This is a genomic window from Halorubrum xinjiangense (assembly GCF_900102375.1).
Lineage (GTDB): Archaea > Halobacteriota > Halobacteria > Halobacteriales > Haloferacaceae > Halorubrum > Halorubrum xinjiangense.
Map to the genome: position 1 here is coordinate 15,195 of NZ_FNBO01000006.1, position 15,979 is coordinate 31,173.

Here is a 15,979-nt window from a genome sequence, read left to right on the forward strand (position 1 = left end):
CGAGGCGGCCCCCGTCGCGACCGCTCAGTTCTCGCGGCGGGCGAACGCGAGGTTGCCGGAGACGTTCTTGATGTAGGCGGTCACGGTCTCACCCTCCTGTGCGCCGGGGACGAAGATGGTGTACTCGCCGCGCTCGGCGACGCCGTCGCCCTTGCGGCCGGTGCCGACGATCTCGAGTTCGTAGGTGTTGCCCGACTCGACGGCGTCCTCCTGCCGCTGGGTGTTGGAGGTGTTCTGCTTCGCGACCGGGCGGAACGCACCGCAGGCCTCACAGCGGAGCATCGGCGTCCGGTTCTCGGTCTCCAGTCGCGTGTCGGGGAGGCCGCACTCCGAGCAGGTGACGAACGACTCGATGTACGAGTCGATCGCGGCCTGGAAGTCGCGCTCGCGGAAGTTCCCGCTGTAGCGGGCGCGGCCGTCCTCGTACTGGCCCGCGGTCCCGAGCTCCTGCTGGATCTTCGAGTGGACGTGCTCGGGGTCGCGGCTCAGGGCGTCGGCGATTCCGGAGAGGTTCGTCAGACGGGTGAACGCCCCGTCCTTCTGTGTTTCGGGGTCCGGAACGGACAGCCGCTCGTCCGAGCCGCCCAGATCCGGTACCTCCTCCATCGCGCGGTCGAGGCTCGATTCGTAATCCATACGCGAGGAAACGACAGCGCGACGGAAATCGCTTCCGGGTTCGGTGGCAGCGGCTCCGCAACACGGAGACGGTGGTAGGAGGGTAGCAGTCGGTCAGGAGTCGGTCGGCTTCGACAAAAGATAGCGGGAGGTAGATTTGAACTACCGATCTCCGGGTTATGAGCCCGGCGGAATCTCCTGGCTATCCCATCCCGCTATCGTAGCAAAATCGCGTGCGACTGTTAAGGGTTCTGATCCCGACGCCGGTGTGCGATTCGTCCACGCGTCCGCGGCGGTCGGGTTCCCTCGCGCGGACGGCTGAAATCGGTCCGCTCGTCACTCCTCATCCTCGTCTTCGTCGCCCTCCGACCGCGCCGCGACGGCCTTCGTGCGGATCCGAAGCGCGAGCACCGCGATGGCGGCGAACCCGACCGGGACGGCGACGTCGGCCGGGTCGCCGGAAAGCGCTCGCTGCGCGGTGAGTCCGGCCATCAGCGCGAACATGAACGCCAACAGCCCCGCGATCGGAACCACGTATCCCTCCGAGAATGCCGACCCGCCGGACTCGTCGCTCATTTCTCACCTATCCGCGACCGACCGTGAAAAGGCTCCCGCGACCGCCCCTCCCTTGCGTCGGCCGCAAACGATTTCACACATCATCGATAGTGATAGACGATGCACAAGCCGCTGTTGACGACGGACTTCCTGGACCGGGCGCGGCGACACTACGCCGACGAAGAGGCCGTCCTCGCGGTCGACGGGACGCGATACACGTACGCCGAACTCGGCGAGCGCGCCGACCGCTTCTCCGCCGCGCTTCAGGAGCGCGGGATCGAGAAGGGCGACCGGGTCGCGGTGTTGGACCCGAACACGCATTACCACCTGGAGGCCGCCTATGGCGCGATGCAGGTCGGCGCGATCCACGCGCCGCTGAACTACCGGCTCACGCCCGACGACTTCTCGTACATGCTCTCGGACGCCGGCGTCGACGCCATCTACGCCGACGCCGAGTACGCGGGGAACGTTGAGGCGATCCGCGACGAGGTGCCCACCGAGACGTTCCTCACGAACGACGCCGACGCGGTCGAGGGCGAGTGGGAGTCGTTCGACGCCGCGCTCGACGCCGCGGACCCGGACGCCTACGAGCGGCCGGAGATGGACGAGGACGACGTCATCACGATCAACTACACCTCGGGAACGACGGGCGATCCGAAGGGAGTCTGCCGCACCCACCGCGCCGAGACGCTCCACGCCTACCTCATCTCGATCCACCAGGAGATCACCGACGACGACGTCTACCTCTGGACGCTGCCGATGTTCCACGTCAACGGGTGGGGCCACATCTACGCGATCACGGGGGCGGGCGCCCGACACGTCTGTACCCGGGGAGTCGACGTCGCGGATGCGTTCGATCAAATTCGTACCGAGGACGTCTCGTACTTCTGTGCGGCGCCGACCGTCCTCAACATGCTCGGCGACTATCACGCCGAACACGGCGGCGCCACGACCGGCGCGAACGACGTGCGGGTCGCCACCGCGGGGGCGGCGCCGCCGGAGGCGACGATCCGCACCGTCGAAGCGGAGTTCGGCTGGGAGCTCAAACACGTGTACGGCGCGACCGAGACGGGCCCGCTGATCACCACCTCGGACGCGAAGCGCCACTTCGACGAGGGGGCCGACGACCGCTTCGCGGTCAAGAAGACGCAGGGGATCGGCTACCTCGGTACGGACGTGCGCGTCGTCGACGAGAACGGCGAGGACGTGGCCGCCGACGGCGAGACGATCGGCGAGATCGTCGTCCGCGGCAACCAGGTGATGGACCGCTACTGGAACAAGCCCGAGGCCACCGAGGCGGCGTTTTCGGAGCGGCTGGAAGGGTACTACCACATGGGCGACCTGGCGGTCGTCGACGAGGACGGGTTCGTCTCGATCCAGGACCGGAAGAAGGACATCATCATCTCCGGCGGGGAGAACATCTCCTCGATCGAGTTAGAGGATACCCTCTTCGAACACGACGTCGTCTCCGACGTGGCCGTCATCCCCGCCCCCGACGAGCGCTGGGGGGAGACGCCGAAGGCGTTCGTCGTCCCGGAGAGCGGCGACCCAGACGACGCGGGCGCGACGCCCGAGGAGCTCAAGGCGTTCGTCCGCGAGCGCGTCGCCGACTACAAGACGCCCGGCGAGGTGGAGTTCGTTGCGGAGCTCCCGACGACCGCGACCGGGAAGATACAGAAGTACGAGCTGCGCGAGCGCGAGTGGGACGAGGAAGACCGGATGGTCGGCGAGGGGTAGTGGCCGGGCTCAGCGCTCGTCAGCGGGTGCGTCCGAACCGGCAACCTCGCGGTCGGCGTCGTTCCCTCCGTGTGCCTCCGACTCGCCTCCCTCCGCTTCGTTCCCCTCCGCCTCGTCGTCGTCCGAGTCGCTCAGCCGATCGGTGTCGATGCTCACGCCGGGCGGGGTGACGACGAGGAAGCCGCGAAAGTGCATCAGCTCGCCGTCCATGTCCTTCACGTCGCGCGCGAAGGGGGCGGCGAGCTCGTTGAGGTCGCCCTCGATCGACAACACCAGCGTGTTCCCGTAGTCGACGCTGCGGACCCACTCCTCCGGGTCGGTCGTGCCGTCCAAGACGCCGAGGACGACGTCGCCCGCCGCCGCGAACGCCTCGTCCATCTTCGCCTCGGCGTCCCGCAGGTCGAGGTCCCAGTCGCTCATACGTGGGCGTCGACAGGCGGCGGCAAAAGCGTTCGGGAGCGGGGCGGCCGCACGCGACGACGCCCCTCGCCCGGTCGCGGAGCGGTTAAGTGCGCGCCGACCCCACCAGGCGATATGGAACGCACGCGGCGGTCCCTGCTCGCGGCCGGAGCGACGGTCAGCGTCGTCGGCGTCGCCGGCTGCCTCGGCGGGGGGAGCGATGGCGGCGAGAGCGCGATCGACACCGGCGAGTACGACTGCTCTCTCTCGGAGCCGACGGACCCGAATCTCGACTACCGGCCGACCCTCGGAAACCCCGACGCCGACGTGACCGTTCAGGCGTTCGAGGACTTCACCTGCGGCCACTGCGCGACGTACAAGCTCGACCACTTCCCGACGATCCGCGAGGAGTACATCGACCCCGGCGATGTCCACTACCAGCACTGGGACTTCCCGCTCCCGGTCAACGAGACCTGGGCGGTCCCGGTCGCCAGCGCGGCACGCGGCGTCGGCGCCCGGAACGGCGACGAGGCGTTCTTCGAGTTCGCCTCGGCCGCCTACGAGTCGCAGGGAGACTACAGCGGCGAGGCGCTCGGCGCGGCCGCGGAGGCCGCCGGCGCGGACCCCTGCGCGGTCCTCTCTGACGCGGAGTTCACGGCGTACGAGGAGGCCGCCCAGAGCGACAAGTCCGAGGGCGAGTCGATGGGCGTCTCCGGGACGCCGACGATATTCGTCAACGGGAGCCCGGTCGAAGAGGGGTACGCGGCAGAGTCGATCGCCGCGGCGATCGACGCCGAACTCTGAGACGGGGGGGACGCGACCGCCCGTCCGAACCGCGAGCGGCGACACGCCCCGGAGCGCGGATCTTTTGCCCGTTCGACCCGTTTTATAAACGGATGAGCGACGCCGACCGGTCCGCCGAGGATTCCGCCTCCGTCGATCTCGATACCTCCGGGGCCGACGCGGACGCGGCCGACCGCCGCCGGCTCGGCGCGGTCGTCCTCGCGGTCCTGATCTCGCAGGTCCTCCTCTATCCCGGGGTCCCGGCCCTCGTCGTCGCGCTCGGCGCGCCCGCGGGCATCGACGCCGGGATGTGGTTCCTCGTCGCCGAGTTCGGGGCGTTCGTGACGTTCGCGGTCGTCTGGGGGGCGCTCTCGGACGCGCTCGGGACGCGGGTCCCGCTGATCGTCACCGGCGCGCTCGGCGGCGCGGCGTCGTACGTCGCGCTCGCGTCGCTGCCGGGGCTCGGCCTCGGCTTCGAGGCCGCGCTCCTCGTCAGGGTCGTCGGGGGGGCGCTCACCATCGGCGCGTTCTCGCTCTCGATCACGCTCCTGATGGACTTACGCGGCGGCAACGGCCGCAACATGGGGACTGCGGGGCTCGCCATCGGGCTCGGCGCCGCGGTCGGCTCGGTCGTCGGCGGGGCGCTCGCCGACCTCGGCGCGCTCTACCCGGTGTACGCCGGCGCCGTCGTGCTGGCCGCGGCGGGGGTGCTCGCGGCGACCGTCGGCGACCGGGCGGCGACGGCCTCGACGGAGCGAGAAGCCGACTCCGAGACGCCGGACGAGGTCGGCTTCCGCGACGTGCTCGCCCGCGCCCGGACGACCCCCGGCCTCCTCGTCCCCCTCGCGTTCGGCTTCGTCGACCGCCTGACGGCGGGCTTCTTCGCCTTGGTCGGCGTCTACTACTTCCAGGACCCGGCCACGTTCGGGCTCTCGGCGGCCGGCGCGGGCGCGACGCTCGCGCTCTTTTTCGTCCCGTTCGCGCTGCTCCAGTCGCCGTTCGGGGCTCTCTCGGACCGGATCGGGCGCTTCCTCCCCGTGGTGGCCGGCTCGCTCGCGTACGGCGTCGTCACCATCGGCGTCGGCGTCGCGCCGGCCTACCCCGTCGCCGCGGGGCTGATGGTGTTCGTCGGCGTCTGCGGCGCGCTGATGGCGCCGGCGACGATGGCGCTCGTCACCGACCTCGTCGAGCCGGAGGTCAGGGGCGCGGCGATGGGGCTGTTCAACGTGTTCGGCTCGCTCGGCTTCCTCACGGGCTTCCTCATCGGCGGGAGCACCACGGAGGCGTTCGGCTACACCCCCGCGTTCCTCGCGGTCGGCGGGCTGGAGCTGGCCATCGCGCTCGCGCTGCTGCCGGCGGTCCGGTCCATCTCGCCCGGCACGGGCGTGGTCGGTCGGCTCGGCGCAGAGGGGTGAGCCCGGACGGACCACCGAAGACCTCTCGGCGCCTCCCCGCCCCGAGGCGAGTCCTTTTAACCGGCGCGTCACCTGCGTTCCCGTAACCGATGGACCTCCTCGTGGTCGGCGCCGGCGAGATCGGACGCTGGGTCGCCGACACCGCCGACGCCGCGCCGGTCGACGCGAGCGTCGCGTTCGCCGACCGCGATCCGGCAGTCGCAGCCGACGCCGCAGCGGGGCGCGACGCCCGGACGGTCGACGTCGACGGGGACACGACGCACGACCTCGTCTGTCTCGCGGTGCCGATGTCGGCGGTGCCCGCGGCGGTCGAGGCGTACGCGCCGCGCGCGGAGCGGGCGATAGTCGACGTCTCGGGGGAGATGACCGACGCGCTCGCCGCGATGCGCGAGCACGCCCCCGACCTCGAACGCGCGAGCTACCACCCGCTCTTCGCCCCGCCGCGCGTGCCCGGCAACGTCGCGGTCGTCGTCGACGAGGACGGGCCGGCGGTGGAGTCGCTCTCGGCCGCCATCGAGGCCGGCGGCAACGACGTCTTCGAGACGACCGCGGCCGAACACGACGAGGCGATGGAGACCGTTCAGGCGGGGGCGCACGCGGCGGTGCTCGCGTGGCGGCTCGCCGCGGACCCGGTCCGCGAGGAGTTCCACACCCCCGTCTCGGCCGCGCTCGACGAGGTGGCCGACACCGTCACCGAGGGGTCGCCCGCGGTGTACGCCGAGATACAGCGCGCCTTCGACGGCGCCGAGGACGTGGCCGACGCCGCGGCGGCGATCGCGGACGCCGACGACGAGGCGTTCGCCGCCCTCTACGAGCGCGCCCGCGGCGACGGCGAGGGGCGGGACCGACTGGAGTGAGACGACCCGAGGCAGACGAGAACCCAATGATCGACAGAACCGCGGTCCGGAACAACGCGAACTACCTGCGCAACGTCAGACCGATCGACCCCGAGGAGATCGCCGAGTACATCGAGGGGACCCCCCACCCGGCGGTCGTCCGCGAGACGCTCCGCGAGGAGGCGTTCGGCCTCCGGCTCCGGGAGCGCGAGGACGGCGCCTTCGTCCCCGTCGAGGAGAGCCCGGTCGACCCGCCGGGCTGGGCGCCGGCGGCGCTGCCGGAGGCGTACGCGTTCGCGGTCGAGGACCTGTTGGTCCGCGAGTACGGCGCGAACTGGCACCGCGGCGAGTCCGGCGACGAGATCCGCGAGCGCGTCCGCCGGCTGAAGACGGACTACCTCTACGAGAACGAGGTCGAGTACGACCGCGTCGCAGCGCTCGGCTACGCGATATACCACCTGCCGGCGTATTACGCGACAGTCGGGTACGTCCTCGACGACCTGACCGAGAACGGCCTGCTCGACCGGACGCTCCGCGTCCTCGACGTGGGCGCGGGCGTGGGCGGCCCCGCGCTCGGACTCCACGACTACCTCCCCGACGACGCCGTCGTCGAGTACCACGCCGTCGAGCCGAGCGCCGCGACCGCGGTCCTCGACCGAATGCTTGAGGAGACCGGCCGCAACTTCCGGACGACGGTCCACGAGACGACGGCCGAAGCGTTCCTCGGGCTCGACGAGGAGGAAGGACCTGCCTCCGACACGGACGACTCCTTCGACCTCGTGCTCTTCGGCAACGTCCTCTCGGAGCTCGCCGACCCGGTCGCGGTCGCGGACGCCGCGCTCGACGCGCTCGCGCCCGACGGGAGCCTCGTCGCGTTCGCGCCGGCCGACCGGAACACCGCGATCGGGCTCCGGCGGGTCGAGCGCGAGGTCGTCGCGTCCGGCGGCGACCCGGGACGCGACGCCGAGATCTACTCGCCGGCGCTGCGGCTGTGGCCCGACGCGGTCCCGAGCGACCCGGGCTGGTCGTTCGACGTCGCGGCCGACCTCGCGGTCCCGCCATTCCAGCGACGGCTCGACGAGGCGACGGCGCGCGGCGAGACCGACGAGCCGGGCGAGTTCGTCAACGTCGACGTCCAGTTCGCCTACTCGATCCTGCGCCCCGACGGGAAGCGGCGCGTCGACATCGAGGCGAGCGCGGAGCGGTGCGCGCGCATGGCCGAGTCGGAGCGGCACGTCACCGACCGGGTGAACCTGCTCGCGGTGAAGCTGAGCCACGACTTAAGCGAGGGCGACAACGCGCTCTACCGCGTCGGCGACGGCTCGCAGGCGACGGACCACTACCTCGTCTGTACCCGCGAGACCGCGCTGAACCGCGACCTCCGCGAGGCCGGCTACGGCTCGGTCGTCTTCGTCGAGAACGGGCTCGTCCTCTGGAACGAGGACGAGGGCGCGTACAACGTCGTCGTCGACGACGAGACGGTCGTCGACCTGGTCGCGCCCTGAGTTCCGCGGCCGCGGTCGTGCGCCGACCGCGCTGAGCCGCGGCGAACCCCTCCGCCGGCGGTCGCCGCTCAGTCGCCGGCGACGGGCTCGATCAGGTCCGGCGCGTCGACGCTCGGCGAGTTCACCCGCGTCGACACCGGATGCGCGGCGAGGTCGTCGCTCGGATACGGGTCGAGGAGGCCGGCGGCCTCGTCCGCGTCGCCCCGAAGCCACGTCTCCTCCTCGCCCGCGTCGGGGTCTAAGATTACCGCCATCCGGTGGTGGAGGTCCGCGACGAGGTCGTTCGGCTCGGTGGTGACGATCGCGAACGTCTCGATCACGTCCTGGTCGTCGGCACCCCCGTCGCGGTCCTCACCCCCGCTTCCGCCGCCGAACGCGCCGAGCCCAGTCTGGGTCGTCTCCGGCGTCGGCGGCTCCCAACGCTCGTATATCCCGGCCATCGCGAACGGGCGATCGTCCTCGAAGGCGACGCGGTAGGGGGTTTTTCCGGACCCACGCTCGCCGCCGACCCACTCGTAGAAGCCGTCGGCTGGGACGAGACAGCGCCGGCGCTCGAAGGCGTCGGCGAAGCTCCGCTTCTCGCGGACCGTCTCCCCGCGGGCGTTGATCAGGTCGAACGACTCGTCGGCCCACGAGGGGGTGAGCCCCCACTCCATCCGCGTCGCTTCCGTCGGTTCCTCGTCCGCGATCACCGGGAGCGACTGCCCGGGCGCGCAGTTGTAGCTCGGCTCGCGGTCGCCGAAGTCGGCGCCGAAGCGGGCTTCGAGATCGTCGGTCGGGGTGAAGAGGGTGTAGCGGCCGCACATACGCGACCGTCGGCGCGAACCGGCTTCAATTCGACGCAGGCGAGTCAGTTTCCCCGCGGCGGGCGCCGGCCGCCTCGCGGACGTCGTCACGGCCCGTCGACGTGTTTATCGACCGGATTCCGCTTCGCACACCATTATATGTCTCTAATATTCATGACTGACCTACGGTCATCAGTAACTATGAACAGAAACACGCTCGTACTGTTTGGAATCGCGCTCGCGCTGGTACTCCTCGGCGGCGTCGTCGGCTGGTGGGGACACACCGCCGGCGGCGACGTGACGATTCAGGAGACGCAGATAGAGACCGAAGGGGGAACGATCGACGCGTACCTCTACGTCCCGCCCGGGGTCAGCGCCGACGACCCGGCGCCGGGCGTGCTGGCGACCCACGGGTACATCAACAGCAAGGAGACGCAGGCGCCGTTCGCGATCGAGTTGGCCAGGCGCGGCCACGTCGTGTTGGCGATCGACCAGACCGGTCACGGCTACTCCGACCCGCCGGCGTTCTCGCAGGGATGGGGCGGTCCGCCCGCGCTCGCATATCTCTCCGAGCACGAACTCGTCGACGAGGACCAGATCGCGCTCGAAGGCCACTCGATGGGCGGTTGGGCGTCCGTCGCGGCGGCCGCGACGTATCCGGACCGGTACGAGTCCATGGTCCTCGCCGGCTCGTCGACCGGCTCGGCCGGTGCGCCGCCGGGTAACGCGACGTTCCCGCGGAACCTCGGCGTCGTGTACGCCGAGTACGACGAGTTCCACCAGCTGATGTGGGAGACTGGGACCGCGCCGGCGACCCCGGAAAGCGAGAAGCTCCAGTCCGTGTTCGGCACCGACGAGGCGATCGAGACCGGCGCGGTGTACGGCGACTTCGAGTCGGGGACCGCACGGGCGCTGTACCAGCCCGGCACGACGCACCCCGGAACGCACCACTCGCCGACCGCGGTCGGACAGACCGTTCAGTGGATCGAGCGGACGACGGGCGGCGAGACGTCGCTCGACCCGAGCGACCAGATCTGGCACTGGAAGGAGCTGGGGACCGCCGTCGCGCTGCTCGGCGGCTTCCTGTTCCTCTTCCCGACGATCGGGACGCTCTCGGAGGCGGGCGCGCTCTCCGCGGCGACGCGGTCCGTTCCGGAGCCGGTCGCCGAGCGCGACCTCGGTTGGGGGCTCTCGGTCGCGCTGACCGCCCTGCTCCCCGTCGCGACCTACTATCCGTTGATGCTCCTCGGGGGCCAACTGATACCGCTGACCGCGGTGACGCCGCAGAACGAGACGAACAGCATCGTCGCGTGGATCCTGGGGAACGCGGCGATCATCGCCCTCCTGCTCGGCGTCTGGCATCTCCGTAGCGACCGGACGTTCGCGGAGGCGCGCGCCCGGTACGGGCTGGACGCGGGCGGCGGCGCGGGAACGCTGGCTCGGTCCGTCGCTATCGCCGGCGGGACCGCGCTCGCGCTGCTCGGGCTGCTGCTGGCGTTCGACGCCGTCTTCACGCTCGACTTCCGCGCGTGGATCCTCGCGTTGAAGCCACCGAGCGCGCTCCACGTCCGGATCGGGATCGGCTACTTCCCGGCGTTCCTCGCGTTCTTCCTCGCGCTCGAACTGCTGCTCCACGGCCGGCTGCGCACCCCGGCGGCGACCCACTCCCTGCGCCGGGCGATCGCTGGCAACGTCGGCCTGCTCGCCGGCCCGTTCGTCGGGTTCCTCGCGGTTCAGTACGGCTGGCTGTTCGCGACCGGCGCGCTGCCACTGCCGGCCACGGCGCTCCAGACGATCATCGCCTTCCAGTTCGTCGGCGTGCTGATCGGCGTCGGCGCCGTCTCGACGTACAGCTTCCACCGCACCGGCCGGGTGTGGGTCGGTGCCGTCCTCAACGCCCTGCTCGTGACGTGGCTCGTCGTCGCCTCGCAGGCGACGCACCTCCCGCTCTGACGGCGACGAGGAGGCACCTCGGGGCCCCGTCGCTTCGGTTCCGACCTAAAACAGGTCCCACCGGTCGGCGATGACCCCGTCGACCCCGGCCGCGAGGAGCCGCGCCGCGTCCTCGCGGTCGGTCGCGGTCCACGCGTTCACGGCGAGTCCGGCCTCGTGTACCGTCTCGACGAACCCCGGATCGGTCGCGAGATCGATCGGCGGATGGACCGCGACGCAGCCGAGGTCGGTCGCCGTCTCGACCGCACGCTCCGGAGTTCCGTCTGCGACGAGCAGCGCGCGGTCCGTCGTCGGATCGCGGTCACGCAGCGTCACCAACCCCTCGGGGTAGAACGAAGAGAACAGCGCGTCGTTTTCCGCCCGACGGGCCGCATCGAGCGCGTCGCTCGCGGCGTCCGGCTCCTTGATCTCGACGTTGACGAGAAGGTCGTCGGGCGCAGCCGCGAGCGCCTCGCCGAGCCGCGGGACCGGCTCGTCGGAGTCGAGGACCGTCAGTTCGCGGAGGTCGCCCCAAGCGGCCTCCGCGACGCGCCCGGACGCGCCGGTCAGCCGGTCGAGTTCTGCGTCGTGGAAGACGACGAGTTCGCCGCTCCCGCAACGGCGCACGTCCACCTCGACCGCGTCGACGTGCGGCGCCGCGCGCTCGACCGCGGCGACCGTGTTCTCCGGGTACTGCCCGGCGCAGCCGCGGTGGCCGACGAGCGTGACGTCGGCCGGGTCCGCCCGGCTCATCTCGCCGGTTCCACTTCTCTCGTCGGTCGAATCGGTCGGTCGGTCACGATCGCGTCTCCGCGTCGAACCCTGTTAGCACTTCTCCCCTTCCCGGCCCCGCGGCCGTTCCCGTCGGCTTTTTCCCCGCGCGTCGCTCCGGGACGGACATGCGCATCGAGAACAGCTTCATCCCCGTCGAGGGGGTGGGCGAGACGACCGAACGGCGCCTCTGGGAGCGAGGGGTCACGACGTGGGAGGAGTTCGACCCCGCGGTCGACGTCGCGGGCGTGGGGACGACGACCGCCGAACGGATCGAGTCGTTCATCGCAGAGGCGCTCGCGCGGCTCGACGACGGCGATTCCGCGTACTTCGACCGGGAGTTCCCGTCGGGCGAGCGCTGGCGGCTCTACGAGAACTTCCGCGAGGAGACCTGCTTTTTCGACATCGAGACGACCGGCCTCGACGAGCGGCGCGACCGGGTGACGACCGTGAGCTTCCATCAGGGCGGCGAGACGACGACGCTCGTCGCGGGCGAGAACCTCACCGCGCGGCGGCTCCGCGAGCAGTTCGCGGACGCGAGCCTGCTCGCGACGTTCAACGGCGCGCGCTTCGACGTGCCCTTCCTCGAGACCTCCTTCGACGTCGAAATCGACACGCCGCACCTCGACCTGATGTACCCGGCGAAGCGGATCGGGCTCTCCGGCGGGCTGAAACCGATCGAGAAACAGCTCGGGATCGACCGCGACCGCCCGGACATCTCCGGCCGCGACGCGGTCCGGCTCTGGCACGAGTACGAGCGCGGGAGCGACGAGGCCCTCGAGACGCTCGTCTCGTACAACCGAGAGGACACCGTGAACCTCCGGACGCTCGCCGACGCGGTCTGCGAGGCGCTGGACGAGCAAGTGTTCGTCGGGGCCCCGGAGAGGGACGGCGACTGATCGGATCCGATAGGCCCCGAACCACCGGGATACGCCGTCGCCACGGGTCGTCGAAGCGGTTTCCGACCTCGGACTGGGCAACCGGTTCCGACGCCGAATTCGCTCGCGCTCAGGACTCGTCTTCGGAGGTCGCGTCCGCCGTCATCGGCGCGGCCTCCTCGGCGGTCGCCTCCGCTTTGTCGGCTTCGTCGTCGTCGGCTTCCTCGGTGGTCGCCTCCTCGTCGGCTTCCACTTCCTCTCCGTCATCGTCCGCCGGCGACTCGTTTTCGACCGGCTCGTCGTCCGGCTCTGAGTCGCTGTCGTCGCTATCGATGTCGGCGGCGTCGACGTCGTCAGTGTCGGTCTCGTTCGCCTCGTCAGGGTCGGCCTCGTTCTCCTCGTCAGCGTCCGCCTCGTTCTCCTCGTCAGCGTCCGCCTCGTCCGCGTCGTCGACCGCTCCTTCCGTCTCTTGGATCAGCTTCATCTCGCCGCGCGCCCGGAGGGTGCCCTGAATCTCCGCGCCGTCGTACACCACCAGATCGCCGGCGGAGACGTCGCCGAGGACGCGCGCGCCGCCCTCGACGGTCACGGTGCCGCCCCGGGTCGTCACGTCGCCGTGAATGACCGTGTCGGCGCCGACGGTGACGTCCTCGCGGGCGCGCAGCGAGCCGAACACCTCGTTGCGCTCGCCGACGCGGATCGACGTCGCGCGGAGGTTGCCGTGGAGGCGGCAGTCGTCGCCGACGGTCGCCGGAGTCGACACGCGCCAGGCGTCGTCGGATATCTCGGCGCTGCGCGGGATCAGCAGGGGGTCGCGGACGTCGTCGCCGTCGGCGAGCGCCTCCGCCAGCTCGTCGGCCGCGTCGGTCTCGCCGACGCGCAGCAGCTGCGAGAGAACGATGAAGTAGAAGACGATGGTGGGGACGGGGTTGCGGATGACGATCCAGCCGTTGGCCTCGAACCCCTCCTCGATCGTCACGTCGTCGCCGATGTCGAGGTCGCCCGACACCATCAGGCGGCCGGTGACGGTCACTCGCTCGCCGAGGTACGCGTCCTCGCCGACAAGCACGTTGCCGTCGACGGAACACCAGGTGTCGAGCCGGCAGTCGCCCTCGGCCTCGATGTCGTTGGCGACGCGCACGCGCTCGCCGACCGCGACGTTGCGACCGCGGACGCCGAGCTTGACCGTCGACTGCCCGCCCACGAGCACGTCGCCGTCGACGACGACGTCGTGCTCCTCGACGGTCGTCCCCGAGGGGATAGCGAGCTCCTCTATTGGGCCGTCTCCTCGCAGCGACACACCGGGAGCAGTCGCCCCGCGGGTATAAACGGTACGGGGCGTCGGACGAGCGTCGGACGCGAACGGGTTCCGCCGCCCGCAGCGTCCACTACGCCCGCGAGTGAATCGCTATCGCACGGGATCGCGGTCGCCGCGCTTTTCAGTGCGCCGCCGAAGGAACGCTCATGGGATTCGGATCGTACGACGAGAGCGAACAGAAGGACCAGGACGTCGACACCGACGAGGACGACGCGGTGAACGTCCACGAGAACGACCACGACGGCGAGGTCTCCATCGAGGGCGACGCCGACACCGACGACCTCGTCGGCCGCCTCTCGGAGATGCGCGACGACGACGACTGAAGCGTCCCTTTCCTGCGGGATTTCTCCCGCGAAACGCGGCCTACTGGCGAGCACCCGGGTATCGGTGTGCGTATCGTTCGCACAGCCGGTTCGGATTTATTATCGACTGAGGCGTGTGCTACTATATGCCACGGAGGCACGGCCGACCGAACCGTTCCGGCCGCCCGACGCGGAAGAGTCGCCGGAGGCGGACACGCCGTATCGATCGCTCCGACGCCGCTGACGACGACAGCGCCGACGGCGCAGACGAGTCCGACGGAGTCACCACCTCGGCGGCGACGGTCGCGCTCGCTCGGCGGCTCTGCGCAAACGGGAACGAACAGGCGTGCGAAACGCTCGAACGGCTCTGCGATTCCGGACACGACGCCGCGTGTAAGGCCATCTGACGGCGGTTGCGCTGCGTCCGTCGCAGGTGCCCCGCGTCACGCGCCGCGTCGCCGTCGGCTCCGGGGTGCGTGCCGCTTATCATCTCGCGCGGAGTAGCCGGAAGCATGAGTACCGAGCTGACGTTCACCGACCGCGGGGTCGACGTCGTCTACGAGGGGACCGAGTTCGAACTGGAGAAGACGCTGATCGAGGAGGCCACCGGGAAGTCGTACCGGGACGTTACCGACCACGAGGTCCTAACAATCGTCGCCGAGGACCCAGAACTGGACGGCGAGCCGGTCCGAATCGGCGACGTGCTGTGACCGACGACTCGGAGGACTCTTTCTCACTCCGCGGCGACGAGCTTGTAGCCGCCGCCGTCGGTGTCGTCGCCGTGCGGGTCCGGCGCCCGCTCGGCGTAGTAGATGTCGCCGTCGACGACGCGGGGCGTGCTCGTCACCCACCCGTCGTGTTCGACCCGCCACACCTCGTCGCCGGAGTCTGCCTCCAGCGCGTAGAGTGACCCGTCCTTCGAGCCCGTCAACACGCGGTCGCCCGTGGTCGTCGCGCAGCCGGTGAGCGGGCGGCCGGTCCGGAAGCGCCACTCCATCTCGCCCGTCGACACGTCGAGCGCGTAGAGGTGGTCGTCGTGGCTCCCCATGTACACGACGTCGCGCTCGGGGTCGATCGCGGGCCCCGTCATCGAGAGGTCGCCCGTCTCGAAGCGCCAGTCCTCCTCGCCCGTCGCTAGGTCCACACGGTACACGCTGAAGTCCCACGAGCCGAAGAAGGCGGCGCCGTCGTACGTCGCGATCGGCCCCTTGATCTCGCCCTGGTTCGACTCCGGCGGGTCGGTCGCGAACCGCCACTGGAACTCTAGGTCCGGGAAGCTCCAGCAGTAGAGGTAGCCGTCGTTCGACCCGCACACCATCCGGCCGGCGTCGAGCGAGACGGCGGGCGAGGAGTGCGGGTGGTCTGTGGGCCGGTGGTCGGGCTCCTCCCAGGTGACGTCGCCCGTCTCCGCGTCGACCGCGAACAGCCGGCCCTCGGGGTCCGGGAACTCGACGGAGACGTACAGCTCGCCGTCGAGGTACAGCGGGCTCGACCCGATCGAGCCGCCGAGGTTCGTCGACCACTCCAGGTCGCCGGAGTCGAGCGCGAACGCGTAGCAGACACCGTCGTACGCGCCGACGTACGCGCGGCCGTCCGCGACCGCCGGCGTCCCGTGGAGCCCGCGGCCCTCCATGTCGGTCTCGCCGCGCCAGCGGACGTCGCCGTCGGCCGTGATCGCGAGGAGCTCGCCGGTGTCGCCCGGGAGGACGATCCCGCCGTCGGGGGTCGGCACGGCGCTCGCCTTCGCGGCGCTGTGTTCGCCGGTGTTCACCTCCGGGATCCGCCACGCCTCCTCGACCGCGTCGGGCACCGTCTCGTCGGGGTAGTATCCCCACCGCTCCAGCGACCCGCGGAACTGCGCGACGCCCGGAGGAATCGTCTGCGGCGTCGGATCTCCCGTGCCGGGGTCCACGTCCGGGGCCTCCCGCTCCTCGTCGTCGACGGGCGGACTGTCGAGGGAGGCGCAGCCGGCCGTGGCGGCGGTCGTCGCCGCGCCGACCGCGGCGAGCCACTCGCGTCGAGAGCGGGCGTCGGTCATCGGGGTAGCCGTCGCGTCGGGGTCGCTTTAGTGTGGCGGCCGCGCCGGTCGCGGCCGGGGTCGCGCGGTTCGACCGGACGACTTTTTCCGTCGCTGCCCGAAGCGAGAGT

16 protein-coding genes and 1 tRNA gene are annotated in these 15,979 nt (G+C 70.7%); 9 read left to right on the top strand and 8 right to left on the bottom strand.

From position 1 onward, the window contains the following. Positions 1-24 precede the first annotated feature (24 nt). From F3H13_RS08335 to F3H13_RS08345, 3 genes are all read right to left on the bottom strand, one after another. Positions 25-636, bottom strand: coding sequence for a translation initiation factor IF-2 subunit beta (locus F3H13_RS08335; protein ID WP_149798579.1), 612 nt, complete (start codon positions 634-636; stop codon positions 25-27). Between the two features lie 121 nt (positions 637-757). Continuing rightward, positions 758-832, bottom strand: a tRNA-Met gene (locus tag F3H13_RS08340). A 119-nt stretch (positions 833-951) separates the two neighbouring features. Continuing rightward, positions 952-1,191: a hypothetical protein gene (locus F3H13_RS08345; protein ID WP_149798580.1), complete on the bottom strand. Its 240-nt coding sequence runs from the start codon at positions 1,189-1,191 to the stop codon at positions 952-954. A gap of 99 nt (positions 1,192-1,290) precedes the next feature. Between F3H13_RS08345 and F3H13_RS08350 the strand changes: the two genes are divergently transcribed. Continuing rightward, positions 1,291-2,907: a long-chain-fatty-acid--CoA ligase gene (locus F3H13_RS08350; RefSeq protein WP_149798581.1), complete on the top strand. Its 1,617-nt coding sequence runs from the start codon at positions 1,291-1,293 to the stop codon at positions 2,905-2,907. A 9-nt stretch (positions 2,908-2,916) separates the two neighbouring features. On the opposite strand, the gene F3H13_RS08355 is transcribed toward F3H13_RS08350, so the two are convergent. After that, positions 2,917-3,327, bottom strand: coding sequence for a DUF5779 family protein (locus F3H13_RS08355; protein WP_149798582.1), 411 nt, complete (start codon positions 3,325-3,327; stop codon positions 2,917-2,919). Positions 3,328-3,441: 114 nt separating this feature from the next. Here F3H13_RS08355 and F3H13_RS08360 point away from each other — a divergent pair, with 114 nt between their 5' ends. The 4 genes from F3H13_RS08360 to F3H13_RS08375 all read left to right on the top strand — a co-directional run bounded on the left by F3H13_RS08360 (position 3,442) and on the right by F3H13_RS08375 (position 7,845). Then, positions 3,442-4,110 (top strand): DsbA family protein, encoded by a 669-nt coding sequence (locus F3H13_RS08360; protein ID WP_149798583.1) that lies wholly within the window; start codon positions 3,442-3,444, stop codon positions 4,108-4,110. Positions 4,111-4,202: 92 nt separating this feature from the next. Beyond that, positions 4,203-5,504, top strand: coding sequence for an MFS transporter (locus F3H13_RS08365; RefSeq protein ID WP_149798584.1), 1,302 nt, complete (start codon positions 4,203-4,205; stop codon positions 5,502-5,504). An 89-nt stretch (positions 5,505-5,593) separates the two neighbouring features. Then, positions 5,594-6,361: a prephenate dehydrogenase/arogenate dehydrogenase family protein gene (locus F3H13_RS08370; protein ID WP_149798585.1), complete on the top strand. Its 768-nt coding sequence runs from the start codon at positions 5,594-5,596 to the stop codon at positions 6,359-6,361. 26 nt (positions 6,362-6,387) lie between these two features. Beyond that, a complete protein-coding gene (locus F3H13_RS08375; RefSeq protein WP_149798586.1) occupies positions 6,388-7,845 on the top strand; it encodes a small ribosomal subunit Rsm22 family protein in 1,458 nt (485 codons plus the stop codon). Between the two features lie 68 nt (positions 7,846-7,913). On the opposite strand, the gene F3H13_RS08380 is transcribed toward F3H13_RS08375, so the two are convergent. Then, positions 7,914-8,651 (bottom strand): SOS response-associated peptidase, encoded by a 738-nt coding sequence (locus F3H13_RS08380; RefSeq protein WP_149798587.1) that lies wholly within the window; start codon positions 8,649-8,651, stop codon positions 7,914-7,916. Positions 8,652-8,831: 180 nt separating this feature from the next. On the opposite strand from F3H13_RS08380, the gene F3H13_RS08385 reads away from it, so the two are divergent. After that, the gene (locus F3H13_RS08385; RefSeq protein WP_149798588.1) at positions 8,832-10,583 is read left to right on the top strand and encodes an alpha/beta hydrolase family protein; all 1,752 of its coding nucleotides are present in this window, start codon (positions 8,832-8,834) and stop codon (positions 10,581-10,583) included. A gap of 45 nt (positions 10,584-10,628) precedes the next feature. On the opposite strand, the gene F3H13_RS08390 is transcribed toward F3H13_RS08385, so the two are convergent. Continuing rightward, positions 10,629-11,315: a glycerophosphodiester phosphodiesterase gene (locus F3H13_RS08390; protein ID WP_149798589.1), complete on the bottom strand. Its 687-nt coding sequence runs from the start codon at positions 11,313-11,315 to the stop codon at positions 10,629-10,631. Between the two features lie 146 nt (positions 11,316-11,461). Here F3H13_RS08390 and F3H13_RS08395 point away from each other — a divergent pair, with 146 nt between their 5' ends. Continuing rightward, complete coding sequence (locus F3H13_RS08395; RefSeq protein ID WP_149798590.1) at positions 11,462-12,232, top strand: ribonuclease H-like domain-containing protein; 771 nt, start codon at positions 11,462-11,464, stop codon at positions 12,230-12,232. A 109-nt stretch (positions 12,233-12,341) separates the two neighbouring features. Here the strand turns inward: F3H13_RS08395 and F3H13_RS08400 are convergent, their stop codons facing one another. Then, positions 12,342-13,511 carry a polymer-forming cytoskeletal protein gene (locus F3H13_RS08400; RefSeq protein ID WP_149798591.1) on the bottom strand — a complete coding sequence of 390 codons (1,170 nt, stop codon included), beginning with the start codon at positions 13,509-13,511 and terminating at the stop codon, positions 12,342-12,344. Between the two features lie 164 nt (positions 13,512-13,675). Here F3H13_RS08400 and F3H13_RS08405 point away from each other — a divergent pair, with 164 nt between their 5' ends. Both F3H13_RS08405 and F3H13_RS08415 read left to right on the top strand, forming a co-directional pair. Continuing rightward, positions 13,676-13,852, top strand: a complete 177-nt coding sequence (locus F3H13_RS08405) for a DUF5786 family protein (RefSeq protein WP_006113283.1) — start codon at positions 13,676-13,678, stop codon at positions 13,850-13,852. Positions 13,853-14,343: 491 nt separating this feature from the next. Continuing rightward, the gene (locus tag F3H13_RS08415; protein ID WP_149798593.1) at positions 14,344-14,541 is read left to right on the top strand and encodes a DUF5800 family protein; all 198 of its coding nucleotides are present in this window, start codon (positions 14,344-14,346) and stop codon (positions 14,539-14,541) included. A 23-nt stretch (positions 14,542-14,564) separates the two neighbouring features. On the opposite strand, the gene F3H13_RS08420 is transcribed toward F3H13_RS08415, so the two are convergent. Beyond that, the gene (locus F3H13_RS08420) at positions 14,565-15,869 is read right to left on the bottom strand and encodes an outer membrane protein assembly factor BamB family protein (RefSeq protein ID WP_149798594.1); all 1,305 of its coding nucleotides are present in this window, start codon (positions 15,867-15,869) and stop codon (positions 14,565-14,567) included. Between the last annotated feature and the right edge of the window lie 110 nt (positions 15,870-15,979).